Raw genomic sequence first — 24,596 nt, forward strand, 5'->3', positions numbered from 1 at the left:
TGATGAGGGAGCGTCCTGTTATGCCATCAAAGTGAGAGAGCGTCGGTAAGAACCCCGCGGGATCTGAGAGAGCGTCGGTAAAAACCCCGCGGGATCTGAGAGAGCGTCGGTAAAAACCCCGCGGGATCTGAGAGAGCGTCGGTAAAAACACCGCGGGATCTGAGAGAGCGTCGTTAAAAACCCCGCGGGAAGTGAGAGAGCGTCGGTAAAAACCCCGCGGGAAGTGAGAGAGCGTCGGTAAAAACCCCGCGGGATCTGAGAGAGCGTCGGTAAAAACCCCGCGGGATCTGAGAGAGCGTCGTGGGGTTTACGGCCGGGCTAAAGAAGCACCCCGGCCAAATGCTGGCCGGGGTGCTTCTCCCGTGCTTCCTGCTGCCCGGCCGATTTCCTGCTGCCCGGGCCGGACGGCCCTACTTGACCGGGCTGAACCGGGCGACGTCCGCGGCGTTCGTGGCGGCGCTCATGAGCAGCGCCGCTCCCAGCATGTGCGCCCCTACCAGCAGGGCGGGAATACCGTTGTAATACTGCGTGAAACCGATGGCGGCCTGGAGCACCGTGACTCCCAGCAGCAGCAGCACTGCCGTGCGGAACGGACCGTTGATCCGGCCCCGGAACACGAGGAACACGCCGAACATCGCCCCGGCGGTCACGAGGTAGGCAGGCACAGCGTGGATGTGGGAAAAGAGGTCCCAGTCGAGGCCGTTCCTCGGGGCATCGGCGTCGCCCGCGTGCGGCCCCGCTCCCGTAACCACCACCCCGAGGATCACAGCCACGGCGGAGAAAATGGCGACGGCGGCCATCACCGGCCGTGCGGCTCCCGGCAGGGCAGGAAGCACGACGGCGGGGAACCGTCCCGCACGGCCGTACGCCCTGTTGACCAGTATTGTCGCAATAACGACGAGGGCCATCGAGACAAGGAAGTGCAGCCCCACGACCCAGGGGTTGAGCTGCGTGAGCACGGTAATGCCGCCGATGACGGCCTGCGCCGGGATGCTTGCCAGCAGGCCCAGGGCCAGGAGGAACAGGTCCCTGCGCTCCTTGCGGAGGTTCCACAAGTACACCAGCATGAGGACCGCAATGGCGGCCAGAGCGAAGGTCAGGAGCCGGTTTCCGAATTCGATGAAACCGTGGATGCCCATTTCCGGTGTGTTCACCAGGGACGCGTCCGTGCAGCGGGGCCACGTGGGGCAGCCGAGCCCGGACGCGGTGAGGCGGACAGCCCCTCCGGTCACGACGAGCACCGTCTGGCCTATGAGCGAGAGGACCGCCAGCCTGCGAACGGTCCTGTCGACCGTGACTGGCAGCTTGGACGTCATTCGTCCGAGAATCTGGGGGAGGCGCGATGCCGTACTCACGGTTTTCTCAATTCCACTTGAACCAACGGATGGCAGCTGCGCCGGCAAGGGCCGTCCAGAGCAGCAGGACTAGGGTGGCGCCTCCATTGAAGGTGCCTGCGAGGAAAGCATCCCGCAGCGCCTCGCCCAGCGCCCCGGAAGGCAGGAAGTGCACTACTTCGCTGGCCGGGCCGGGCAGGCGTTCGGCGGGGAGGACAATGCCGCCCAGCGCGCCAAGGAGGATCCACAGAAGGTTGGTAATGGCCAGGGTCGCCTCCGGCCGGACCGTACCTGCGACCAGAAGCCCCAGGGCAGTAAAGGCAGCCGCGCCCAGAACCAGCAGCACCAGCGCCGGTCCCCAGCCCGCCGCCGTCGGCTGCCAGCCGAGTGCGAAGGCCACCGCGCCCACCACCAGCACCTGAAGGACCAGCACGGCCAGCACGGCCAGGATCTTGCCTGCGATCAGGCCGGTCCGCCCCAGGGGAGTGGTGGACAGGAACCGCAACACCCCGTAGCGGCGGTCGAAACCCGTGGAAATACCTTGGCCGGTGAAGGCCGTGGACATGGCGCACAGGGCAAGGATGCCAGGTACGGCCACGTCCACGCGGGTGCCGCCCAGGCCGTCCAGTAGCGGGGTGACAGTCAGCCCCACCAGGGCCAGCAAGGGCAGGACGATAGCCAGGATGAGCTGCTCGCCATTGCGCAGCATCGTGATCGCTTCGTACTTGCCCTGCAACAGAATGCGGCGAAGAAGCGGGGCAGGAGCGCTGCCCAGGACCCGGGTCATCGGATCTCCCTTCCCGAGATGTCCAAAAATACGTCCTCCAGGCTCCGGGCTTCCAGGCTCATGGAGCCGGGCATAATGCCGTGGCCTGCCCACCAGGCTGTCAGTGCGGCCAGGTCTTCGGGCGTCAGCGCTCCGGTGGCGGCGTAGCTCCCGGCGCGGGTTTCCCGGACGTCGACGGCGGCAGGCAGCACGCCGGTGAAATCCAGGCCGGGACGCGCCTCGAAGAGAAGGGTCCGGACGTGTTCCTGGGCGGCGTCCGTGCTCAGGTTCCGCATCAGCAGTTGTGCCACTGTGCCTTCGGCAACGTTCCGGCCAGCGTCGATGATGTACACGTAGTCGGCCAGCCGCTGGGCGTCGTCCATGAGGTGGGTCGTCAGGACGATTCCCATGCCCGCGTCGCGCAGTTCGGAAATCAACTCGAACACCAGCTGCCGCGACTGTGGATCCAGCCCCGCACTCGGTTCGTCCAGGAAGAGCACCTCGGGGTTTCCCGCCAGGGCCGCTGCAAGGGCGAGCCGCTGCCGCTGGCCGCCGGAAAGGCGCCGCACTGTGGTGCGGCTGAACGTGTCTATGCCCAGGCGTCCGATCAACTCATCGACCGGCCATGGATCCTGGTACATTCCGGCGATATGCTTCAGCAGGGGAATGGGACGGGCCGACGGCGGCAGCCCGCCATCCTGCAGCATGACACCAACGCGGGAACGAAGGGACGCCCCTGCGGTGTCCGGGTCCTGGCCCAGCAGGGAGACGGCACCGCCGGACCGGCGCTGCAGTCCCTGCGCACACTCGATGGTGGTGGTTTTGCCGGCGCCGTTGGCTCCCAGCAGGGCCGTGACCTGGCCGCGCTCGGCGGTGAGGGAAACGCCGCTGACCACCCGGAGCATTTTGCCGTCAAGGGAGGCCAGCGGGCCAACGTCCTTAATAAGTCCCGTGATGGACAGGACGGGAGAATCGGGAGATCGCACCAAAGCATTCTACGCGATGTAGTACGCGGCCCCCCCGACCGGATGTGACCGTAGGTCAGCCTCGCCTTACTGGTACGGGGGAGTAAATTACGACATGATTGTGTTGTGTATTCCATGAGCACTCGACTGTCTGCGCCCCGAACCGGGTCCGCCGCGCCAAACGGCGCCGCCGGTTCGTTCCTGCCCGGGACGGCTGCGCCTGAGGCAGCGTCCGGGGCAGAGCCGGCGTTTGCAACGCATGCGTCGCCGACGGACTCGGAAGAGCGCACGCGTGACCGCGTACTGAACGCCGTGCTGGAGCACGGACCGGTCAGTGCCGCCGAGCTCGGCGACCTGCTGGGCTTCACGCCCGCAGCCGTGCGCCGGCACCTGGACCACCTCTCACGCAGCGGTGTGATTGAGGTCAAGCGCGTGGCCAAGGCAGGTGCCGGCGCCGGACGCCCGGCCCGCCGCTACGTCTTGAGCTCGCAGGGCCAGTCCCGCCTCGGCGATGATTACCTGGACATTGCGGGCCTGGCTCTCCAGCGCCTGGGTGAAATTGCCGGGCCCGACGCCGTACGCGAGTTCGCCGTCGAGCGCTTTGCCGACATGGAACGCCGCTACGCGCCGGAGATCGAGGCCGCCGGACCGGATATCACTGCGCGGGCGCAGGCCCTGTCTGCGGCCTTGAGCCGTGACGGGTTCGTTGCCTCGGCAGCCTCCATTGAAGCCAAAGCGCCACTCCCGGCTGCGCTCTCCAGCGTCCAGCTGTGCCAGGGCCATTGCCCCATCCAGCAGCTGGCCACGAGGTTCCCGGTATTCTGCGACGTCGAAACGGAACTGTTTTCCCGGCTTGTCGGCGTTGACGTGCGCCGGCTCTCCACCCTGGCACGCGGCGGGCACGTCTGCACCACCCACATACCTACAGGCCGTCCGGCCGCGAAGGGGCCTGCCGGTCCCGGACACACCACGGACAGCCTGGGCGAAGTATCCAACCATCTGCAAGAAAGGCCGTGATGACGGACCAACTATCAGAGAATAAGGTTGCTGAAACTACTGTGATTTCGGAGATTCTGGAGAAGAACCCCGAGCTCCACGGTATCGGCACCTATGAGTACGGCTGGGCCGACAAGAACGATGTCGGAGCCAACGCACGTCGTGGCATCAACGACGAAGTTGTCCGGGACATCTCGGCCAAGAAGAACGAGCCTGAGTGGATGCTGGACCTCCGCCTGAAGGGCCTTAAGTACTTCGACCGCAAGCCCATGCCCACCTGGGGTGCAGACCTCTCCGGCATCGACTTCGACAACATCAAGTACTTCGTGCGCTCCACCGAGAAGCAGGCCGCCACGTGGGAAGACCTCCCCGAGGACATCCGGAACACCTACGAGAAGCTGGGCATCCCGGAAGCTGAGCGCAGCCGCCTGGTTTCAGGCGTGGCAGCGCAGTACGAATCTGAAGTTGTGTACCACCAGATCCGCGAGGACCTCGAAGCCCAGGGCGTTATCTTCCTGGACACGGACACCGCCCTGCGCGAGCACCCGGAGATCTTCCAGGAGTACTTCGGCACCATCATCCCCGTGGGCGACAACAAGTTTGCTTCGCTGAACACGGCCGTATGGTCCGGCGGCTCCTTCGTGTACGTTCCCAAGGGCGTCCACGTGGACATCCCGCTGCAGGCATACTTCCGCATTAACACGGAAAACATGGGCCAGTTCGAGCGCACGCTGATCATCGCCGACGAGGACTCCTACGTCCACTACATCGAAGGCTGCACGGCGCCGATCTACACCTCGGATTCGCTGCACTCCGCCGTGGTTGAGATCATCGTGAAGAAGGGCGCCCGCGTCCGCTACACGACCATCCAGAACTGGTCCAACAACGTGTACAACCTGGTCACCAAGCGCGCCATCTGCGAAGAGGGCGCCACCATGGAGTGGATTGATGGCAACATCGGCTCCAAGGTCACCATGAAGTACCCGGCCGTCTACCTTGTGGGCGAGCACGCCAAGGGCGAAACGCTGTCCATCGCGTTCGCCGGCGAAGGCCAGCACCAGGACACCGGCTCAAAGATGGTGCACATCGCACCGAACACCAAGAGCTCCATCGTCTCCAAGTCCGTGGCACGCGGCGGCGGCCGTGCCGCCTACCGCGGCCTGGTTCAGATCCGTGAAGGTGCCAAGCACTCCGCCAACACGGTCCGCTGCGACGCCCTGCTCGTGGACACGATCAGCCGGTCGGACACGTACCCGTACATCGACATCCGCGAAGATGACGTCCAGCTGGGTCACGAGGCAACCGTCTCGCGCGTTTCCGAAGAGCAGCTCTTCTACCTGATGTCCCGCGGCATGCGTGAAGACGAAGCCATGGCGATGATCGTACGGGGCTTCATTGAGCCGATTTCCCGCGAGCTGCCGATGGAATACGCCCTCGAGCTGAACCGCCTCATTGAACTCCAGATGGAAGGATCCGTCGGTTAATGACTGCCGAAACTGTTACTGAAAAGGCCCGCATCGGAGCGCCTTCCATCGCAGGCTTCACCGAGGAAGGCGAGGGGCTGGTCGCCGCCAAGGTGGACCACAGCCACAATCACGGTGTCACCGTGATGTCCTCCCGCGCCGAACGCCTCACAAGCTTCAACGTCGCCGACTTCCCGCTGCCCACGGGCCGCGAGGAGGAATGGCGCTTCAGCCCGGTCCGCGGGCTGGCCAACCTGCTCTCGGACGCCGCCACGGATCTCGATCCCGTGCCGGCCGCCGGTTACACGGTCGAGGCGCCGGAAGGCTATGTCCGCGGAACGCTGGCTCCTGGCGCCGCGCCCCGCGGAACCGTCCTGGTCCCCGCGGACCGGGCCGCCGTCGTCGCCTCCGCCAATACGGAAGAGGCACTGCACGTGGTCATCCCGGCGGAAGCCGAGCCGGCTGAGCCGCTGCGGATCCTGGTCCACGGCGCAGCCGCGGGCCGCCGCTCCAACGCACACTTCGTGCTGGAAGCGGGCGCCAACTCGCGCAGCGTGGTGATCCTCGAGCACACCGGTGCCGCTGACCACAACGGCAACCTGGAAGTCATCGTCGGCGAGGGCGCCAAGCTCACCGTGATCTCAGTCCAGCTCTGGGAAGACGATGCCAAGCACCTGGCTCAGCACGACGCGCAGGTGGGCAAGGACGCTGTGTACAAGCACATCGTCGTGTCCCTGGGCGGGTCCATCGTGCGCCTGAACTCCAACGTCCGGTTCTCGGGCGAGGGTGCAGACGCCGAGCTGCTGGGCCTCTACTTCGCCGACGCGGGCCAGCACCTGGAGCACCGCTCCTTCGTTGACCACAATGTGGCCAACTGCAAGTCCAACGTGCTCTACAAGGGCGCCCTGCAGGGCAAGGACGCACACACCGTCTGGGTGGGCGATGTCCTGATCCAGAAGCAGGCCCTTGGCACCGACTCGTACGAGAAGAACCAGAACCTGGTCCTCACGGACGGCTGCCGTGCGGACTCGGTCCCGAACCTCGAGATCGAAACCGGCCTCATCGAGGGTGCCGGTCACGCGAGCTCCACCGGGCGCTTCGACGACGAGCACTTGTTCTACCTCATGGCACGCGGCATCCCCGAGGATGTTGCCCGGCGCCTTGTTGTTCGCGGGTTCCTCAACGAGATCATCCAGAAGATCAAGGTCCCGGCACTCGAAGAGCGCCTGACCGAAGCCGTTGAGCGCGAGCTCGTTGCGAGCGAGAACTGAACAGGCAGGCAGGAACGCATGAGTGAACAACCCAAGGGTGAACTGGTCTGTAACGCCAACGACATCCAGGTAAAGCAGGCGCTGCGGATCCTCATCGACGACTACCCCGTCGCCATCGTCAAGGACTCGATGGGAGAAATCCACGCCATCGGCGACACCTGCTCGCACGCGGACATTTCACTGTCCGAAGGGGATGTGGAAGGGTGCGCAATCGAGTGCTGGGGCCACGGCTCGCAGTTCGACCTGCGCAGCGGCCAGCCCCTGCAGCTTCCTGCCTACGATCCCGTGCCGGTCTTCGCTGTCGAGCTTGACGGTGACGACGTCTACGTGGACGTGGCCAATGTCCTGAACGGCGCCACGGTCAACACCTACTGAGCGCCCCCTCGCAAGACTTACGGCCTCACAAGACTTACGAACGAAAAAGAAAGAAGAGCATGTCAACTCTTGAAATCAAGGACCTTCACGTCAGCATTGAGACGGAGCAGGGCACCAAGGAGATCCTGAAGGGCGTCAGCCTGACCATCAGGACCGGGGAAACCCACGCCATCATGGGGCCCAACGGTTCCGGCAAGTCCACCCTGGCGTCCACCATTGCCGGCCACCCGCGCTACAACGTCACCAGCGGTTCCATCACGCTCGACGGCGAAGATGTCCTGGCCATGAGCGTGGACGAGCGCGCCCGGGCCGGCGTCTTCCTGGCCATGCAGTACCCCGTGGAGGTCCCCGGCGTCAGCATGACCAACTTCCTGCGGACCGCCAAGACCGCAATCGACGGCGAAGCGCCCAAGCTGCGTACCTGGACCAAGGACGTCAAGGCTGCCATGCAGAAGCTGCGCATCGATGCCGACTTTACCCAGCGCAACGTCAACGAAGGCTTCTCCGGCGGCGAAAAGAAGCGTGTGGAGATCCTCCAGCTCGAGCTCTTCAAGCCGAAGTTCGCCGTCCTGGACGAGACCGACTCCGGCCTGGACGTCGACGCCCTGAAGGTTGTCTCCGAGGGTGTCAACCGCGCCCACGCCGAAGGCAACATGGGCACCCTGCTCATCACGCACTACACGCGGATCCTGCGTTACATCAAGCCTGAGTTCGTCCACGTTTTCGTAGACGGCCAGGTTGTCGAGGAGGGCGGCCCGGAACTCGCCGACCGCCTCGAAGAAGAAGGCTACGACCGTTACGCCAAGGGTGCCGGCGCAGCCACCATCCCTGCAGCTGACGCTGCAGTCCAGGGCTAGTGAGGACCACGCCATGACCGAAATCAAAGCGGCCCGCACGGGCCTCGAAGATGTCGAAGAGGCACTGAAGGACGTCATCGACCCCGAGCTCGGCGTCAACATTGTTGACCTCGGCCTGCTGTACGGCCTCAAATACTCGGACGACGACGGCGCCCTCCTCATCGACATGACACTCACCACGGCGGCCTGCCCGCTCACGGACGTCATTGAAGAACAGGTGGGCAAGGCCCTCGACGGCGTTGTTGACGACTGGCGGCTGAACTGGGTCTGGATGCCGCCGTGGGGTCCCGAGCGGATCACCGAAGACGGACGCGACCAGATGCGGGCCCTCGGCTTCAACATCTAGGCATCGGCGAGTAATCCCGGTTAAATTACGCAGGCGGCGGGTCACCTTCCCAGGGAAGGCGACCCGCCGTCGTCGTACCTTAAGCGGCTGCCCGTAATCAGCTACAGCGTGCCGGCACTGAACGTATCGCACTTGTTGATGTCGCCGGTCTGGTAGCCCTGGTAGAACCACCTCTGCCTTTGTTCGCTGGAGCCGTGCGTCCAGGCCTCGGGGGAGACGCGGCCGGTGGCTGCCTTCTGGATGCGGTCGTCACCGACGGCGGATGCCGCGGACAGGGCGTCGTTCAGGTCCTGCTGGGTGAGCGGTTCAAGGAACGGCTGACCGGTTTTGGGATCCTGCTGCGTTGTGGCGTACCGGACCCAGAGTCCGGCGTAGCAGTCAGCCTGCAGTTCTACGCGGACGGCGCCGGATTCGGGACCCTGCGGATCCTGCTGGGCGCGGTCGAGGTTGCCCAGGACGTTCTGGACGTGGTGGCCGAACTCGTGCGCCACAACGTATTCCTGGGCCAGCGGACCGCCGGAGGATCCGAAGCGGTCCACCAGGTCCTGGAAGAAGCCGGGGTCGAAGTAGGCGGTGGTGTCGGCGGGGCAGTAAAACGGACCCACCTCGGAGGTCGCGCCGCCGCAGCCGGTATTGGTGGCCTGGCTGAAGATCACCGTGGTGGGACGGGGATACTCCGTGTCGTACTGGGCGAGGTAGGCCGGCCAGAACGCGTTGAGGCTGTTCACCGTGCCGGTGATGCGGCAGTCGAGCCGCGCATCCGCATCGGCGCCGGTTTCGCAGGCCGGCGCGCTGCCCGTGCTCTGCGGTTCCTGCACCGTGCCGGTCAGGCCTTCCAGCAGTTGGGGGTTGACCCCGAACAGGGCGGCCAGCAGAAGGATGATTCCGCCCCCGATACCGCCGCCGATCTTGGTTCCGCGGCCCATGCCGCGCCTGTCCTGGACCTGCGACGGATCCAGTTGAACGTTGTCATTGAAACTCATAATGTCACAATAGCCGGACAGCACCGGCCGGGACCCGTGAGCGCCGGTAAAGTTGATCCGATGCCTTTCCTCAACAGACTCCAGCGCTGGGCCGATGACCGCCCCGACGACACCGCCGTCGTCGTGGCCGGGCGTCACCTCAGCTGGGCAGCCCTGCGGGACGCCGCGTCGGCGAGGACCGCCGCCACCGGCGCGGTGACTGTGCTGGCCGAAGCGAACTCGGTGGACTTTGCCGTGACCTTCGCCGCCGCGGTGGCGGGGGAGCGGCAGTGCGCCGTCCTTGACCCCACCTGGCCTGCGCAGCTGAAGGCCGATATCGAGGCAAGGCTGCACACCGCCGCGCCCATGGAACCCGGGCCGCCGGCGCCCGCCGAACTCCGGGACGGCCGGCCGGAATCCCCGTTCCTGATCGGGCTGACCTCCGGCACCACGTCCGTGCCCAAGGCGTTCACGAGGTCCCGGCGCTCGTGGCAGCTTTCCTTCGATGCATCCATCGAATTCTTCGGTCTTACCCAACAGGACAAGACCCTCGCACCCGGCCCGCTGGCGGCCAGCCTCAACCTGTACGCGCTGTCTGAATGCCTCTATGCCGGCTCTGAATTCCACACGCTGGAATCGTTCGACGTCGGCGACGTGCACGCCGCCATCACCCACGACGGCATCACCCGCCTTGTCCTGGTCCCCACCATGCTCCGGCTGCTCAGTGAGCGCGGACTGGCCGGCTGCGTGGACGCTTCCGGCATCACCTCCATCATCTGCGCCGGCTCCAAACTCGATGCCCGCACGCTGGAAGCCGCGCGCCGCTGGGCACCCAGGGCCACCATCTTCGAGTACTACGGCGCGTCCGAACTGAGCTTCGTCTCCGGGGCGGGCCTGCGCTCCGGCGCACCGCTGGACGCCGGAGGAACCGGAATCGGCAGGCCGTTCCCCGGCGTCGACGTCCGGATCCTGGACGACGACGGCGTCCGGGTTCCCGACGGCACGGACGGCAACATCTGCGTCCGGAGCGGCATGGTCAGCAACGGCTACCTCTGGGGCGACGACGGGCAGGCGCTGCGCTGTTTCGACGGCTGGTACACCGTGGGGGACCAGGGCTACCTGCTGGACGGCGAGCTCCACATCCTGGGACGGCGCTCGGACATGATCATCACCGCCGGCAAGAACGTCTACCCTCATGAGGTGGAGCTGGCCCTCGCGTCCGTCCCGGGCGTTGCGGCCGCCGTCGCATCGGGCATGCCCGACGACGTGCGCGGCCAGCGCGTGGTTGCCGGTGTGGTGCCCTCGCACGGCGGCGTCACGGCAACCCAGCTGAAAGCCGGACTTGATGACGTCCTGCCCAGGGATAAGCGTCCGCTCCAGTTCTTTACCCTGACGGAGCTGCCGGTCACGGACCGCGGGAAAGTCAGCAGGCAGCTGCTGCTGGACTGGATTGAATGCGGAGATACAAGGGTACGCCGCCTTGGCTAGGCCTCTGCCGGACGAGTTGCCGTCCGACCGCCAGCCCGTGGTCATCGCGGCCCTTCGGACTCCCATCCGAAAGGCCAAGGGCGCCTTCAAAGAGCTCCGCGCCCATGAGCTTCTGGCGCCCGTGCTTCGCCGCCTTCTGGCGGACAGCGGCCTGCCGGCATCAGCCGTTACCGACGTTGTGATCGGCAACGCGGTGGGAGGCGGCGGCAATGTTGCGCGCCTGGCTGCCCTGGAGGCCGGATTGCCCGTCAGTGTCCCCGGTGTCACCGTTGACCGGCAGTGCGGTTCCGGGCTGGATGCCATTGTGCTCGCCGCACGGCTGGTCGCGGCCGGGGGAAACGGCGCCTACCTTGCGGGCGGCGTCGAAAGCATCAGCACCGCTCCCCTCCGGGCGAACAGGGCCGCCGACGGCAGCCCCGAGTTCTTCCGCCGGGCGCAGTTCGTGCCCCTGCCTTACGGGGATCCGGACATGGGCGTCGCGGCGGAGAATGTGGCTTCCGTTTCCGGTATCAGCCGGGACCGCCAGGACCGGTTTGCTTTGCGAAGCCACCAGCGGGCACTCGCGGCCGCAGCGGCGGGACGCTACGGCGGCGAGACCGTGCCGGTGGAGGCAGCCTCCGGCACCGTGGCGTCCGACGACGGCCCGCGGGCAAGCCTGTCGGCCGCCCTGATGTCACGGTTCCCGCCAGCCTTCGCCGAGGGCGGAACGGTCACCGCCGGAAACTCCTGTTTCGACGCGGACGCCGCGTCCGCCGTCGTGGTCACTTCCCTCCAGCGTGCCCGGGAGCTGGGGGCAACGGACGGACTTCTGGTGCTCGGCACCGATACGGCGGGCGTGGATCCGCGCGTTCTGGGTATGGGCGCCGCGGCTGCGGCCGGGCGGCTCCTGGCGGCACACAACGCCGCGGCCGCGGACATCGGGCTCGTGGAATTCAACGAGGCCTTCGCCTCGCAGACGCTCGCCTGCCTGGATGCCCTCGGTATCGACCCGGAGCGGGCAAACCTTGACGGCGGTGCGCTTGCTTTGGGCCACGCGTACGGGGCGTCGGGCGCCGTCCTGGTGACGAGGCTCCTTGCGCAGGCACGCGGTCACGGGACGCGGGCATCAGCCGCCCCGGCAGGAACGCTGGCGCTGGCCATGATCAGCATCGCGGGGGGCATGGGCACCGCCGCGCTTTTCAGGTACGAACGACTGGCGCAGGCCCCCGCGCGCAGCTAGCGGCCCGGCTGCCCGCCATCGTCGGTGCCGTCGTCGGTAGTGTCGTCCATGTCGGGCTCACCAAGCCCCCGGGCGGCGAGGGCATCGCCGGTCTGGCGCGCGTAGGCCACCGTGGTGATGAAGACGGGCAGGACCAGAGCCCGGGGGTTTCGTTCCAGGCCGCGCGCCCGGGCGGAATCCCTGACGTCCGAGTAAGCCCCGGCGATGAAGGGAATGCTGCGGAGCATGATCGCGATGGTCAGCGCGAAGCGTTCAGGATCCGCGCCAAACCGCCGGAACGGCACAGCCAGGGAGACGACGCCGTCAAGGAGCCGCTGCATGGGCGTGGTGGCGGTCAGTATGGACGCGGCCACCACGCACACCAGGATGTTAAGCACGATCCTCGCCGCAACGGGACCGCCCAGTTGCCACCACTGGAACAATCCGATGGCCGCCAACACGGGCAGGAGAGGCCGGACGGCCCGGAACAGGCGCGCCGGGCCGGCGCCGCTGGCGAGGAACAGGGCGCACATCAGGCACAGCGCCGCTGCGGCGACCGCCCAGTCCACCACCAGGAAAGAGGCCATGCCGCAACCGACTACTGTGAGGAACTTCAGCCACAGCGGGGCCCGGTGCACCAGTGACGTGCCCGGAACATAGTTGGCCAGCAGGAAACCGTGGCCGCTCACGCGCCCTCCGTACTGTGCGGGGTCAGCGTCGCGCCCACTGGCGGAAGTCCGGCGGTGGACAGCGCACGGTAGTGTTCGACGGCGGCATCTGCACCGCCGTCGAACACCACCTGTCCGGACTCCACCACCAGCACGCGGTCCATGTCCCGGACCAGCTCAAGGTCGTGCGTGGACATCACAATCTGTTGGCTGAGGCCAGCGATGGTCCGGCGGAGCAGCTCGCGGTTCCTCAGGTCCAGCAGTGTGGACGGCTCGTCCAGCACCAGTACCGCAGGCTCCACGGCAAGGACAGCGGCCAGGGCCATCAGTTGCCGTTCGCCGCCGGACAGTTCATAGATGCTTTGGTCCGCCAATGGCATCAGCCCAAAGCGGTTGAGGATCGCCGCGGCAGCGTCCTGGCGCTCCCTCGGATTCCGGACGGAACGCCGCAGGGAGAGTTCCACGTCCTCCCGGCCGGTGGGCATCACCAGCTGGGAGAGCGGATCCGTGAACACAAAACCGACTTTCCGGCGCACGGCACGCACGGACCGGACGGTGTCGTCACCGTCAACGGTCACAGTTCCGTGGCTTGGTGACACCAGTCCGTTCAGGAGCCGCAACAGGGTGGACTTCCCCGATCCGTTCGCCCCGATGACGCCAATCCGCTGCTCGGTGAGGTGTAGCGAGATTCCCTCGAGCAGTGTCTTGGGTTCCGGGCGCCCGTCCACGGCCACCCGGACGTTGACCCCGTCCAGAATGATGCTGCCCATGCTAGTTACCGGCACCGCCCTTCCGGGCTGCAACCGCCCCGTGGTTCCGGACACCGGCGCGGCGGATCAGGAGGTCCGGGAAGGCCTTGTGCAGGGCGAGTGCGATGGTGACGGCCAGGACGTTCTTGATGATGTCGCCGGGGTAGTAGGCCAGGTCAAGGATGAACGCTTTGGAAAGGTCCAGTTTGCCGTTGACCATCATGCCCAGCACGCCCAGGCTGTGGATCAGCACGATGCTGGAGGCCATGGCCGCGGCGAAGAGGAACAGCCCCCGGTACTTCATGGTGCGGCGCAGCACGATGGTGGTGAGCCAGCCGACTGCCAGGGCCGCGAACGGGAAGGCGATGATGTAGCCGGCGGAGGGTCCGGCCAGGATACCCAGGCCGCTCCTGCCGCCGCTGAAGATCGGCAGGCCGGCCAGCCCCAGCAGGGTGTACAGGCCGACGGCGGCGAACGCCCTGCCGGGGCCCAGGGCAAGCCCCGTAAGCATCACGGCGAGGGTCTGCAGGGTGATGGGGACGCCCAGTCCGCCAACCGGAATGGCCGCAATGAGTGCGGAGCCGGCCACGAGGGCGGCGAAGACGGCGATGAGGCCGAGGTCCGTGGCATTCCAGCGGTTCCCGGCCGGCGTACGGCCTGAATTCCGGTCTGGTTTGGGGGCTGCGCCAGCCTGGCTGGTGACGGCTTTGTCAGTCTGGGTCATGGGGGTCCTGTCGGTGGGTGCAAGTGCGGTGCTACGGGGAGTCAGCGGCTGCCCGTGGGCGGCCGTTTCCCTTCAATTCCGACGATACGTCTCCTTCGACGGACCTATTTTGTAGGGGGTCCACTAACGGACGGCGCTGGCTCTGGACGGCGTGGCCAAAAATTTCCCGCCACGGCCCGGCGCGGGGGTATACGCTGCGGGTCTTCCACGACGTGCGGTGCCGGTAGACTGGTAGAGGCCGTTCTCTCGGCCAAACTGCCCCGGCCCCGAGACTCCATCCGTTGCGCCGCGGCGTTCCCTGTTGTGAAAGGCCTTAGCTGCATTGATTACCGTCCAGGATCTCGAACTGCGCGCCGGCGCCCGCCTCCTCATGGACCAGGTGAGCTTCCGGATCGACAAGGGAGACAAGATCGGCCTTGTGGGCCGTAACGGTGCAGGCAAGACCACGCTCACCCGGGTGCTCGCCGGCGAAGGACTGCCGGCTGCCGGCAAGGTCACCCGCAGCGGAGAGATCGGCTACCTTCCCCAGGACCCCCGCACGCCCGACATGGAGCAGCTCGCCCGGGACCGGATCCTGTCCGTCCGCGGACTGGACATCGCCGTCGGCAAGCTCCGCCTGGCCCACGAGGAAATGGCCAGTGAGGACCCCGCGGTCCAGAGCAAGGCGATGAACCGCTATGACCGGCTGGAATCCGAGTTCCTGGCTGCCGGCGGCTACGCTGCCGAAGCCGAGGCCGCGGCGATCTGCTCGAACCTCGCACTCCCGGACCGTCTGCTGAACCAGCCGCTCAAGACACTGTCCGGTGGACAGCGGCGCCGCGTGGAGCTCGCCCGTATCCTCTACTCGGATGCCGAGACCATGCTCCTCGATGAGCCCACCAACCACCTCGATGCCGACTCCATCGCCTGGCTGCGTGACTTCCTGAAGAACCACCAGGGCGGCCTGATCGTGATCAGCCACGACACGGAACTGCTTGAAGCAACGGTCAACAAAGTCTTCCTGCTGGACGCCAACCGCGCGCAGATCGACTTCTACAACATGGACTGGAAGCGCTACCTCCAGCAGCGCGAAACGGACGAACGGGCCCGCAAGCGGGAACGCGCCAACGCCGAGAAGAAAGCCCAGGTCCTCTTCGACCAGGCCAACAAGATGCGGGCGAAGGCCACCAAGGCCGTTGCCGCCCAGAACATGGCCAAGCGCGCCGAACGACTGCTCAGCGGCCTGGAGGCCGTCCGTGAAAACGACCGCGTGGCAGCACTGCGCTTCCCGGATCCCTCTCCTTGCGGCAAGACCCCCCTCACTGCGGACGGCCTCAGCAAGTCCTACGGATCGCTGGAAATCTTCACCGACGTGGACCTCGCCATCGACCGCGGCTCGAAGGTGGTTATCCTGGGCCTCAACGGCGCCGGCAAGACCACGCTGCTGCGGATGCTGGCCGGCGTGGACAAGCCCGACACCGGCGAAGTGGTCGCAGGCCACGGGCTGAAAGTGGGCTACTACGCCCAGGAACACGAGACGCTCGACGTCGACCGCACTGTCCTCCAGAACATGCGCTCCTCCGCGCCTGACATGAAGGACGCCGAAGTCCGGGGCATCCTCGGCTCGTTCCTGTTCTCCGGAGACGACGTCGACAAGCCCGCCGGCGTGCTCTCCGGCGGCGAGAAGACCCGCCTGGCCCTGGCCACGATCGTGGCTTCGAGCGCTAACGTGCTGCTCCTTGACGAGCCCACCAACAACCTGGACCCCGCCAGCCGCGCCGAAATCCTCGGCGCACTGCGGAACTACACCGGCGCCGTCGTGCTGGTGAGCCACGATGAGGGTGCCGTCGAAGCCCTCAACCCCGAGCGTGTTGTCCTGCTGCCCGACGGCGTCGAGGATCACTGGAACGAAGACTACCTGGACCTGATTACGCTGGCTTAGGCTGCTAGCGGACCGGCATCTCTTCTGCTGCGGTGATCTTCTTTAGCTCTTTGTAGCTGATGGAGAACATCGAGTTGTGGTCTCCGGCTCCTGCCCAGAGGAGTTTGTGGGTTTTGAGCGACTCGTCCAGCAGGGTCTTAATCTTCTCCGGATGGCCGACCGGGGCCACTCCTCCTACCTCCTGACCTGTGTGCTGCAGGACGAAGTCCGGGGTGGCCCGGCGGATCCTGCCGGTGCCCAGTTGGCGGGCGACCAATAGGGTGTCCACCCTGGCTGCCCCGCTGGCGAGGATGAGCAGCGGGACGCCCCCGACGTCGAACACCAGGCTGTTGGTGATCGCCGCGACGTCGCACCCCAGCGCCGCCGCGGCCGCGGCCGCCGTCGGGACTTTTGAGTCGAACACTGTCACGGTGTCCTCGGCTCCCAGGGAGGTGAGGGCGCGCTTGACGTTGGCCACCGGCTCAGGGATGGCAGGACCGCTCATCGGTCAGTACCCCTGTGCGTCGAGGATGGCGTCTTCCTCTTCCTCCGCCGTCGCGTTTTTCCGTTTCCGGGGCGCGGGGCGGCGGCGGTTCGCTGCCATGGCGTATTCGGGCGTACCGTCCGCCTCGGCGTCCTGCGCGTCAATCTCCGCATTGCGTGCCTGCTGCCGCGCCGCGTAGCCGAAGCCAATAAACATCAGCACGCCGAAAGCAAACCACTGCAGTGAATAGGACAGGTGTGTTCCTTCCTCCGTGGAAGGCTTCGGGAACGGGTAGGGCATGGCGGCGGCAGCCGGCGTCTCGGAGGCGAGCTGCCCGTAGGCGCCGGTCAGCACCGGGTAGCCAAGCTGGGCGGCGTACGCCGGCAGATCGATGGAGGCAAGCTGTCCGTCGGGGGCGCCGCGCTGAAGCTCGGGCTCACCTGGTTTCAGGCGCACCACAATGGTGACTTCGCCGGACGGCGGTTCGGGGACCGCGTCCGGGCGTCCGGGCGTTTTGTTGCCGATCGGGAGCCAGCCGCGGTCCACAACAACTGTCTGTCCGGTATTGAGTTTGAAGGGGACCACCACTTCGTAGCCGGGCTGGCCGTTGAGCGGGCGGTTGCGGACTACGCGCTGGCCACTGGCGTCATAGCGGCCCTTCATCTCCACCTGGGTCCACTCTTTGTCCGCATCCAGCCGGGAGAACTGCGCTTCGACGGCGGCGAACGGCAGGGGAGTGGCCGAGTAGTTAGACGTGACGCGGTTGATTTCCGCCAGCGTCTCTGCCCTGCGGTCCATCTGCCAGCGGCCAAGGAACACGCAGGCCGTGGCAAAGATCACAGCCAGCAAAAGATAGCCCAGCCACTTGCTGGAGAAGAGGAAGCGGTACATTCAGCTGTCCCGGCCTTGCGCAGTGGCGAGATCCAGCGGCAAAGTCTCTTTCCAGAGGCCCCGGGTCTGCAGGTAGTCCTCCAGCCACGGCCTGTGCTCCTCGCAGGCCAGCCAGGTCTTGCGGCGCTCCGGCGTGTGGATCTTGGGGTTGTTCCACAGCAACTGCCAGGCCGCCCCGGAGCGGCAGGCTTTCCGGGAGCACATGGGCGCGGCTGTTTCGGCGGGGGCGGGGTCGCCACCGGCCAGGTCAAAAATGTTCATGAGGCTGCCCGTTCCTGGCCGTCGATATCGTCTTCGTCCTCAATGACCTCACCCTGGAGGACCGTCGGCTCTTCGTCTGCGGCAGCGGCCGGTGATTCCGGAGCTTCGAGTTCTGCCAGCGGTGCGGCGTCCAGCAGGTAGTCGCTGTGAACCTCGGCTTTGTCGCTTCCGTTGGCGATGACCACGGCAATCCACGGCAGGAACACAGCACCGGCAATGGGCAGCACCTTGAACCAGCCATCAACGACAAATACCAGTATCAGGCACACCATGCGGATGCCCATGGCCACGGCGTACTTGATCATCCGCACGCGCATCTCTTCCGAATGGGCGCTGGCGGCATCCGTGATGCTGTGAACCTGGGCGTCTCCGGAGGCGGCGTCCGGTTCACCGGACATCGACGGTCCGGTTCGTTTTGCAAGTGTCACGGCTGTTTGATCACGCTCCCAAGGCTTACCTCAATTCTCTCACCCTCACCAGTGCCGCCCAAACGGAGGCTAAGATCGGAGGCAGTAAAAATCCCGCCCCTCACCGCGGTGCCCCATGCCGCAGAATCCCGGAGCAAACTATGACTGAAGCAGCATCAACCGGCCGCAGCGTCCTGATCACCGGCGGCAACCGCGGCATCGGACTGGCCATCGCCGAGGCCTTCCTGGCCAACGGTGACAAGGTTGCCGTGACGTACCGCAGCGAGTCCGCGCTGCCGGCGGGAATCCTCGGGGTCAAGGCCGACGTCACCGACGAGGCGTCCGTGGATGCCGCCTTCGCAGAGGTTGAAGCTGCCCACGGCCCGGTGGAGGTGTTGGTGGCCAATGCCGGCATCACCAAGGACACGCTGCTGATGCGCATGAGCGAAGACGATTTCACGTCCGTCATCGATACCAACCTGACGGGTGCTTTCCGGGTCATCAAACGGGCGTCCAAGGGCATGATCCGGATGCGCAAGGGCCGCGTCGTGCTGATTTCCTCCGTTTCCGGACTGTACGGCGCCCCCGGCCAGATCAACTACTCCGCTTCCAAGGCCGGACTGGTGGGGATTGCCCGCTCGCTGACGCGTGAACTGGGAGGCCGCGGCATTACCGCCAACGTCGTCGCGCCCGGCTTCATCAACACGGACATGACGGCGGAACTGCCGGAGGCCACCCAGAAGGACTACCTGTCCAAGGTGCCGGCGGGGCGCTTCGCCGAAGCCGCCGAAGTGGCGAACGTGGTGCGCTGGATTTCCAGTGACGAAGCGGCGTACATCTCCGGCGCCGTCATCCCCGTTGACGGCGGCCTGGGGATGGGACACTAACCCTCCGCGTGCTCTCCGGTCCGTTCCAAACCCCTGGCCATGAAGGGACCTTCTGCCCATTACACGCCCCGGTGCCGGGTGTGTAATGGGCATACCGGCCCGGTCCCGCATGTGGGCCGGCGCAACCTGCGGTGAACAATACATAGGGAGCTATCATGGCCGATCTCAATAAATGGACGCCGTCCGACGTTCTGGAACCCATCCGGCGGTTCCTCGACGGAGACCTGACATTGTCGTCTATCCGGGTGGAGCAGTTCATGGACGGTAACACGCTTGTGGTGCGGGCGGAGGTGCCGGGCATCGATCCCGAGAAGGACGTGGACGTCTCTGTGGCAGACGGCATGCTCCACATCAAAGCGGAGCGCGAGGAAAAATCCGAACAAAAAAGCAGGACGGGCTACCGCTCGGAGTTCCGTTACGGCTCATTCACACGGAGTGTCTCACTGCCGCCAGGCGCCCGGGAAGAAGACGTGACCGCCTCCTACAAGGACGGGGTCCTGGAAGTCCGGGCACCGGCGCCCGAACAGGCACCGCCGGCTACCGGGACACGCAAGATCCAGATCGACCACGGCTGAGCCGGCGCCGTCAGTCCGCTTCCCGGCGTGCTTCACCAAGCCAGCCGGCCACCTCGTCGTCGAGATCGGCCGTGGAGCGCAGTTCGAGGTGATGCATCCATACGCCGGGAGCCGGGCTGACCACTTCCTTGAACCTTCCGGAGTTGATCTGCCGGGGCAAAGCGATCGACAGAACTGCAGGAACGTCCGAGCTGATGTACCGGGCGGGCCACCACATGTAGGCAAATCCCCGGCGTCCGCGGAACGCCACCTGGCTTTTGGTTGCTTTCATGGTGGACGGCGGGTAGGCGGCCAGCATGTGTTCCACTTCATGCAGCAGCTCCAGTCCCAGCGGAGAACCGCGGAAAACTTCCTCCGGGGTCGAGTCCTCGGCGGCGCCCCTCGTCACGGCACGGCTCCGAAGAAGAGGCCCCTGAATTCCATGTCGGCGAGCCTACGCCGGCGGGCAGGGCGCAGCAATGGCCCCGCCTTTGCCGGAACTAGCCCGGCTGCGCTTCTTTGTTGACGTCAAACAACTGAAATCTCTCCGTCCGCTGGCATGATGGATGGCGGACAGACAGATTTTGGACGTTTGGAACAAAGGAGCTCGAATGGGATTGCTGGACAACAAGACTGCCATTGTCACCGGTTCGTCGAGGGGGATCGGCGCCGATGTCGCCAAGCTCCTCGCGGGCGAAGGTGCCGCCGTCGTGGTGAACTACCGTCAGAAAGCCCCGCGGGCCAACAAGATAGTGACCGAAATTGAGGCGGCCGGCGGCCGTGCCGTCGCAGTCGGCGCCGACCTGACCACGCAGGAAGGCGTCCAGGCTCTGGCCAGCGCCGCAATGGAGAACTTCGGCTCACTCGATGTTCTGGTCCTCAACGCCTCCGGCGGCATGGAATCGGGCATGGAAGACGACTACGCGCTGAAGTTGAACCGTGATGCCCAGGTCAACATGCTGAACGCGGCCGTTCCGCTGATGCGTGAAGGCTCCCGCGTGGTGTTCGTCACCAGCCACCAGGCCCACTTCATCGATTCCGTACCCACCATGCCCGAATACGAGCCGGTGGCACGCAGCAAGCGCGCCGGTGAGGACGCGCTGCGCGCCCTGATTCCGAACCTTGCGGATAAAGGCATCTCCTTCGTGGTGGTTTCCGGCGACATGATCGAAGGAACGGTTACCGCCACCCTGCTCGACCGGTCCAACCCGGGCGCCATCGAAGCCCGCCGGGCCGAGGCCGGGAAGCTTTACTCAGTTGCCGAGTTCGCCGCAGAGATCGCCAGGATGGTGACTGCCGACGTCGAAACCGGCCACACCGAGTACGCCGGCGGTGCCGATTACTTCGGCAAGAGCACCGGCCAGGCCGGCTAGGACCCCTGGCGGTGAGTCCGCCGAGATGGCACGTCGCGGCAATCGTTCTCAGGAACATTGCCGCGACGTGCCATCTCGCGGTTAATGCCTCAGACCCCGGCGATGTACCGCACGGCGTCGAGGTACGGGAGGCTGACCGCTGCGTCCGCGGCCGCGCGCACAGCCGGCTTGGCATTGAACGCGACGCCGATGCCGGCCGCGCTGAGCATGTCCAGGTCATTCGCGCCGTCGCCCACCGCGATCGTGTGCTCCATGGGGATGCCCTCGGCGGCCGCCCACTCGCGGAGGTATTTCTCCTTGGCCGCACGGTCCACTACCGCGCCGAGCACCTTGCCCGTCAGTGCGCCGTCGACAATCTCCAGTTCATTGGCGATCCAGTAATCCATCCCGAGATCCTCCGCAATGGGGCGCAGGATCTGGTTGAAACCGCCCGAAACCACTGCCACTGAATGGCCGGCCGCCTTGAACGCCGCAACAAGGTCCGCGGCGCCTTCAGTAAGTTTCACCTCGGCCCGTACGGAATCGACGACGTCGGCGGGCAACCCCGCGAGGACCGCCACCCGGGCGTGCAGGCTCTGCGCAAAGTCGAGTTCGCCACGCATGGCCGCTTCGGTCACCGCCGTGACCTCTTCCTTCTTCCCGGCGTAGGCGGCCAGGAGTTCAATGACCTCCTGCTGGATCAGCGTGGAGTCAACATCCATGATGAGGAACTTCCGCGGCGCCTCCCGCAGTGATGCCGGGACAATGGCCGTATCCATTCCGGTGAAGCCGGCGGAGGCCACCTCATGACGCAGCGCAGCGATCTCGGCAGCCGTCCCCGAATTCACGGCGAAGTCCACCGTATACACCTCGAAGCGGGCGTCGCCGGCACGGGATTCAGCGGAGAAGGAAGCTCCTGATCCGGTCAGCAGGGAACGGAGGTGCTCCAGCTCCGAAGGGGACAATTTCACGCCGTAGCTGACCGCAGTCACGTTCGAACTCATGGCTGCAATCTTAGCCAGCGCGCACCCGGCACCCGAATTCGTTTCGTTCCGCCTGCATGGGGTGCAACCGGCGGTGCACCGGTTATCAGTCGGACCCCGTTTTGTCCTAGTGTCTACTCCTATGAGTGATGTTCTGGAATTGGACGCCGTCAGCGTTGTCCGAGGTAAAAAGACCCTGCTGGACAAGGTTGACTGGCAGGTCAACGAAGGCGAGCGCTGGGTGATCCTCGGCCCCAATGGCGCCGGCAAAACCACTCTTCTTCAGATCGCAGCCGCCCGGATGCATCCGAGCAGCGGTACGGCAGGAATTCTTGACGAGATACTGGGCCGGGTGGACGTTTTCGAGCTCCGCCCCCGCATCGGCCTCTCTTCGGCCGCCCTCGCCACCCAGATTCCCGAACACGAGAATGTCCTCAACGTCGTGGTCACCGCAGCCTACGGCGTCACCGGCCGCTGGCGCGAGGGATACGAGCGTGACGACGAGCGGCGCGCTTTCCGCCTCCTCAACGACTGGGGGATGGGTCCGCTCCTGAACAGGACCTTCGCCACCCTGTCCGAAGGTGAGCGCAAACGGGTCCAGATTGCCCGCGCCCTCATGACTGATCCCGAGCTGTTGCTGCTCGATGAACCCGCCGCCGGCCTGGATCTGGGCGGCCGCGAGGAACTGGTCCACAAGCTCGGAGAGCTCGCCATGGACGATGCAGCACCCGCCATGGTCCTGGTGACCCACCACCTTGAGGAAGTTCCGCCGGGCTTCACGCACGCCATGCTGCTGCGCGACGGCGCAGTGGTGGCTGCGGGCCCCATCACCGAAGTCCTGACAGCCGAAAACCTCAGCGAGACTTTCGGCCTGGACCTGGACATGACCGTCAACGCCGGGCGGTACACGGCCGTCGCCCGCCGCTAAAGCGGCACCCCGGAACCTTGGATCTTCTCAGTAGCATTTTTGTGTCCATCGCCGGCCTCTGGGCCGGCACGATCAATGCCGTGGTGGGCTCCGGAACCCTCGTCACGTTCCCTGTGCTCATTGCCCTGGGGGTCGCTCCCGTGGTCGCCTCCATGAGCAACGCCATGGGGCTCGTCTTCGGTACGGCGGCCGGAGCCTTCGGTTACCGCCGGGAATTGAAAGGTCGCGGCCGGCAGTTGGCACGGCTCCTGCCGGCCTCCCTCCTGGGTGGCATATCCGGCGCCTGGCTGTTGCTGCACCTGCCGGAAAAGGTCTTCCACTACGTGGCGCCCTTTCTGATAGTGCTCGCCCTGCTGATGGTGGTGTTCCAGCCCCGGCTGCAGGCCTGGGTCCGTAACCGCGAGGAGAATCCGGAGCACGCCGTCAAGGACAAGCGGCACGCTGTCCTCCTGGTGGTGCTGGTTTATCTGGCCGGTGTTTACGGAGGCTACTTCGTGGCTGCCCAGGGAATCCTGCTGGTGGGCATCCTGGGCGTTTTCCTGACCGGCACCATTCAGAACGCCAACGCCATGAAGAACATCCTGGTGCTGGGCGTGAACCTGGTGGCTGCCATCTCCTACCTGCTCTTCGCGTTCGACCGGATCAACTGGCTCGTAGTGCTTCTCATTGCCGTCACCTCAAGCGTCGGCGGCCTCTTAGGCGCCAGGGTGGGCCGCAAGCTTTCGCCCACAGTGCTCCGTGGCGTGATCCTCGTCCTGGGCCTCGTTGCCCTGGGCTTCATGATCACCAACCTGCTGAAATGATCGGCCAGTGACTTTCCACTATCTTGAATCCGCCGACGATCCGCGCGTTTCCGACTACACCCGGCTCACGGACGTCCACCTCCGCAAGGTGCGCGAACCCGCGGAGGGCATGTACATCGCGGAATCATCGCGTGTGCTCCGGCGGGCCCTGGCGGCCGGTCATGTGCCACGGTCGTTCTTCCTTGCCGAGAAATGGCTCGGGGACCTGGCCGACGTGTTTGACCGGTTTCCGGACGTCCCGGTCTATGTCGGCAGCGCCGCCTTGCTGGAAGAAATCACCGGATTCCACCTGCACCGCGGCGCCATGGCGGCCATGCACCGTCCGGCTCCGGTACCGCTTCCCGAACTGCTCGCCGGTGCCCGGCGGGTGGCCGTGCTTGAGGACATCGTGGACCACACGAATGTCGGCGCGATTTTCCGGTCGGCGGCCGCCCTGGGCGTGGATGCCGTGCTGGTCTCGCCGCGCTGCGGCGACCCGCTGTACCGGCGCAGTGTCCGCGTGAGCATGGGCACCGTGTTCCAGGTTCCGTGGGCGCGCCTGGAGTCATGGCCGGACGACCTTCGTGCGCTCCGGGAACAGGGTTTCACGGTCGCCGCCATGGAACTCACCGCAGACGCCGTAGACCTCGACGAACTGGCTGCCCGGAACCCGGACAAGCTCGCGCTGGTGCTGGGCACGGAGGGCGCCGGAATGAGCGCCGACACCCTCGCCGCCGTCGACCTCGCCGTCAAGATCCCCATGCGCGCAGGAGTCGACTCCCTCAACGTCGCTGCGGCGTCCGCCGTAGCCTTCTGGGAACTGCGCCCGAAAGGCTGACGCTCCGCAGCCGGCCGCCGGTTCGTGCCCCCTGATTCGTGCCGAAACCGTGTTTAGGCTAGGATTGAGTGTTGGTCCGGACACCCGGTGTTTTTGATGCTCCCAGTGTTCCGCGGCCCGCATCCCATTCATACCTGGCAACTGGCAAAATCCAGTTGTGCGAACAA

28 protein-coding genes are annotated in these 24,596 nt (G+C 65.8%); 15 read left to right on the forward strand and 13 right to left on the reverse strand.

Annotated features, from left to right (window positions below):
• Nucleotides 1–410 precede the first annotated feature (410 nt).
• Genes WMN78_RS16915 through WMN78_RS16925 form a run of 3 tightly spaced genes read right to left on the reverse strand, consistent with a single transcriptional unit; the run spans nt 411 to nt 3,086 of the window.
• Entirely contained in the window at nt 411–1,355 is a 945-nt protein-coding gene (locus WMN78_RS16915; RefSeq protein WP_340534891.1) for a COX15/CtaA family protein, read from the reverse strand.
• 7 nt (nt 1,356–1,362) lie between these two features.
• Nucleotides 1,363–2,121, reverse strand: coding sequence for an ABC transporter permease (locus WMN78_RS16920; RefSeq protein WP_340534892.1), 759 nt, complete (start codon nt 2,119–2,121; stop codon nt 1,363–1,365).
• Nucleotides 2,118–3,086 (reverse strand): ABC transporter ATP-binding protein, encoded by a 969-nt coding sequence (locus tag WMN78_RS16925; RefSeq protein ID WP_340534894.1) that lies wholly within the window; start codon nt 3,084–3,086, stop codon nt 2,118–2,120. Before WMN78_RS16925 ends, WMN78_RS16920 begins: the two co-directional genes overlap by 4 nt.
• A 114-nt stretch (nt 3,087–3,200) precedes the next feature.
• Here WMN78_RS16925 and WMN78_RS16930 point away from each other — a divergent pair, with 114 nt between their 5' ends.
• The 6 genes from WMN78_RS16930 to WMN78_RS16955 are packed head-to-tail and all read left to right on the forward strand — an operon-like array spanning nt 3,201 to nt 8,373.
• A complete protein-coding gene (locus WMN78_RS16930; protein WP_340534895.1) occupies nt 3,201–4,082 on the forward strand; it encodes a helix-turn-helix transcriptional regulator in 882 nt (293 codons plus the stop codon).
• Nucleotides 4,082–5,545 (forward strand): Fe-S cluster assembly protein SufB, encoded by a 1,464-nt coding sequence (gene sufB, locus WMN78_RS16935; RefSeq protein WP_340534896.1) that lies wholly within the window; start codon nt 4,082–4,084, stop codon nt 5,543–5,545. The genes WMN78_RS16930 and sufB overlap by 1 nt, the downstream gene beginning before the upstream one ends.
• Nucleotides 5,545–6,795, forward strand: a complete 1,251-nt coding sequence (gene sufD / locus WMN78_RS16940; protein ID WP_340534898.1) for a Fe-S cluster assembly protein SufD — start codon at nt 5,545–5,547, stop codon at nt 6,793–6,795. Before sufB ends, sufD begins: the two co-directional genes overlap by 1 nt.
• Nucleotides 6,796–6,813: 18 nt before the next feature.
• Nucleotides 6,814–7,170: a non-heme iron oxygenase ferredoxin subunit gene (locus tag WMN78_RS16945; RefSeq protein WP_340534899.1), complete on the forward strand. Its 357-nt coding sequence runs from the start codon at nt 6,814–6,816 to the stop codon at nt 7,168–7,170.
• Between the two features lie 59 nt (nt 7,171–7,229).
• Nucleotides 7,230–8,027 carry a Fe-S cluster assembly ATPase SufC gene (sufC, locus tag WMN78_RS16950; protein WP_305941017.1) on the forward strand — a complete coding sequence of 266 codons (798 nt, stop codon included), beginning with the start codon at nt 7,230–7,232 and terminating at the stop codon, nt 8,025–8,027.
• Nucleotides 8,028–8,040: 13 nt separating this feature from the next.
• The gene (locus tag WMN78_RS16955; RefSeq protein WP_011691953.1) at nt 8,041–8,373 is read left to right on the forward strand and encodes a metal-sulfur cluster assembly factor; all 333 of its coding nucleotides are present in this window, start codon (nt 8,041–8,043) and stop codon (nt 8,371–8,373) included.
• A gap of 101 nt (nt 8,374–8,474) precedes the next feature.
• Here the strand turns inward: WMN78_RS16955 and ypfJ are convergent, their stop codons facing one another.
• Nucleotides 8,475–9,356, reverse strand: a complete 882-nt coding sequence (gene ypfJ / locus WMN78_RS16960) for a KPN_02809 family neutral zinc metallopeptidase (RefSeq protein WP_340534900.1) — start codon at nt 9,354–9,356, stop codon at nt 8,475–8,477.
• 60 nt (nt 9,357–9,416) lie between these two features.
• On the opposite strand from ypfJ, the gene WMN78_RS16965 reads away from it, so the two are divergent.
• Entirely contained in the window at nt 9,417–10,823 is a 1,407-nt protein-coding gene (locus WMN78_RS16965) for a class I adenylate-forming enzyme family protein (protein ID WP_340534901.1), read from the forward strand.
• Entirely contained in the window at nt 10,816–12,042 is a 1,227-nt protein-coding gene (locus WMN78_RS16970; RefSeq protein WP_340534902.1) for a thiolase family protein, read from the forward strand. Before WMN78_RS16965 ends, WMN78_RS16970 begins: the two co-directional genes overlap by 8 nt.
• Here WMN78_RS16970 and WMN78_RS16975 read toward each other — a convergent pair.
• The 3 genes from WMN78_RS16975 to WMN78_RS16985 are packed head-to-tail and all read right to left on the reverse strand — an operon-like array spanning nt 12,039 to nt 14,162.
• Entirely contained in the window at nt 12,039–12,710 is a 672-nt protein-coding gene (locus WMN78_RS16975; protein ID WP_340534903.1) for an energy-coupling factor transporter transmembrane protein EcfT, read from the reverse strand. The two genes, WMN78_RS16970 and WMN78_RS16975, sit on opposite strands and share 4 nt — an antisense overlap.
• Nucleotides 12,707–13,459 (reverse strand): ABC transporter ATP-binding protein, encoded by a 753-nt coding sequence (locus WMN78_RS16980; RefSeq protein WP_340534904.1) that lies wholly within the window; start codon nt 13,457–13,459, stop codon nt 12,707–12,709. The genes WMN78_RS16975 and WMN78_RS16980 overlap by 4 nt, the downstream gene beginning before the upstream one ends.
• A 1-nt stretch (nt 13,460) precedes the next feature.
• Nucleotides 13,461–14,162, reverse strand: coding sequence for a biotin transporter BioY (locus tag WMN78_RS16985; RefSeq protein WP_340534906.1), 702 nt, complete (start codon nt 14,160–14,162; stop codon nt 13,461–13,463).
• A 322-nt stretch (nt 14,163–14,484) separates the two neighbouring features.
• Between WMN78_RS16985 and WMN78_RS16990 the strand changes: the two genes are divergently transcribed.
• On the forward strand, nt 14,485–16,083 hold the full coding sequence (locus WMN78_RS16990; protein WP_340534907.1) for an ABC-F family ATP-binding cassette domain-containing protein: 1,599 nt from the start codon (nt 14,485–14,487) through the stop codon (nt 16,081–16,083).
• Between the two features lie 4 nt (nt 16,084–16,087).
• Here WMN78_RS16990 and WMN78_RS16995 read toward each other — a convergent pair whose 3' ends face one another.
• The 4 genes from WMN78_RS16995 to WMN78_RS17010 are packed head-to-tail and all read right to left on the reverse strand — an operon-like array spanning nt 16,088 to nt 18,126.
• Nucleotides 16,088–16,567: a YbaK/EbsC family protein gene (locus tag WMN78_RS16995; protein WP_340534909.1), complete on the reverse strand. Its 480-nt coding sequence runs from the start codon at nt 16,565–16,567 to the stop codon at nt 16,088–16,090.
• A gap of 3 nt (nt 16,568–16,570) precedes the next feature.
• Complete coding sequence (locus WMN78_RS17000) at nt 16,571–17,437, reverse strand: SURF1 family protein (RefSeq protein ID WP_340534910.1); 867 nt, start codon at nt 17,435–17,437, stop codon at nt 16,571–16,573.
• The gene (locus WMN78_RS17005) at nt 17,438–17,698 is read right to left on the reverse strand and encodes a hypothetical protein (protein WP_340534911.1); all 261 of its coding nucleotides are present in this window, start codon (nt 17,696–17,698) and stop codon (nt 17,438–17,440) included.
• Nucleotides 17,695–18,126 carry a DUF3099 domain-containing protein gene (locus tag WMN78_RS17010; RefSeq protein ID WP_425341167.1) on the reverse strand — a complete coding sequence of 144 codons (432 nt, stop codon included), beginning with the start codon at nt 18,124–18,126 and terminating at the stop codon, nt 17,695–17,697. Before WMN78_RS17010 ends, WMN78_RS17005 begins: the two co-directional genes overlap by 4 nt.
• Nucleotides 18,127–18,266: 140 nt before the next feature.
• Between WMN78_RS17010 and fabG the strand changes: the two genes are divergently transcribed.
• Together fabG and WMN78_RS17020 are read left to right on the forward strand one after the other, a co-directional pair.
• Nucleotides 18,267–18,992 carry a 3-oxoacyl-ACP reductase FabG gene (gene fabG / locus WMN78_RS17015; protein ID WP_340534912.1) on the forward strand — a complete coding sequence of 242 codons (726 nt, stop codon included), beginning with the start codon at nt 18,267–18,269 and terminating at the stop codon, nt 18,990–18,992.
• Nucleotides 18,993–19,147: 155 nt separating this feature from the next.
• Nucleotides 19,148–19,567, forward strand: coding sequence for an Hsp20/alpha crystallin family protein (locus WMN78_RS17020; protein ID WP_340534913.1), 420 nt, complete (start codon nt 19,148–19,150; stop codon nt 19,565–19,567).
• Nucleotides 19,568–19,577: 10 nt separating this feature from the next.
• Here WMN78_RS17020 and WMN78_RS17025 read toward each other — a convergent pair whose 3' ends face one another.
• Entirely contained in the window at nt 19,578–19,955 is a 378-nt protein-coding gene (locus WMN78_RS17025) for a DUF5655 domain-containing protein (RefSeq protein WP_340534914.1), read from the reverse strand.
• 202 nt (nt 19,956–20,157) lie between these two features.
• On the opposite strand from WMN78_RS17025, the gene WMN78_RS17030 reads away from it, so the two are divergent.
• Entirely contained in the window at nt 20,158–20,919 is a 762-nt protein-coding gene (locus tag WMN78_RS17030; RefSeq protein WP_340534915.1) for an SDR family oxidoreductase, read from the forward strand.
• An 89-nt stretch (nt 20,920–21,008) separates the two neighbouring features.
• Here WMN78_RS17030 and serB read toward each other — a convergent pair whose 3' ends face one another.
• A complete protein-coding gene (gene serB, locus WMN78_RS17035; RefSeq protein WP_340534916.1) occupies nt 21,009–21,902 on the reverse strand; it encodes a phosphoserine phosphatase SerB in 894 nt (297 codons plus the stop codon).
• A 121-nt stretch (nt 21,903–22,023) separates the two neighbouring features.
• Between serB and WMN78_RS17040 the strand changes: the two genes are divergently transcribed.
• Genes WMN78_RS17040 through WMN78_RS17050 form a run of 3 tightly spaced genes read left to right on the forward strand, consistent with a single transcriptional unit; the run spans nt 22,024 to nt 24,429 of the window.
• Nucleotides 22,024–22,809, forward strand: coding sequence for an ABC transporter ATP-binding protein (locus WMN78_RS17040; protein WP_011691970.1), 786 nt, complete (start codon nt 22,024–22,026; stop codon nt 22,807–22,809).
• A 17-nt stretch (nt 22,810–22,826) separates the two neighbouring features.
• Nucleotides 22,827–23,612, forward strand: coding sequence for a sulfite exporter TauE/SafE family protein (locus tag WMN78_RS17045; protein WP_340534917.1), 786 nt, complete (start codon nt 22,827–22,829; stop codon nt 23,610–23,612).
• Between the two features lie 7 nt (nt 23,613–23,619).
• Nucleotides 23,620–24,429 carry an RNA methyltransferase gene (locus WMN78_RS17050; protein ID WP_340534918.1) on the forward strand — a complete coding sequence of 270 codons (810 nt, stop codon included), beginning with the start codon at nt 23,620–23,622 and terminating at the stop codon, nt 24,427–24,429.
• Nucleotides 24,430–24,596 lie beyond the last annotated feature (167 nt).

Source organism: Arthrobacter oryzae (assembly GCF_037911235.1).
GTDB lineage: Bacteria > Actinomycetota > Actinomycetes > Actinomycetales > Micrococcaceae > Arthrobacter > Arthrobacter oryzae_E.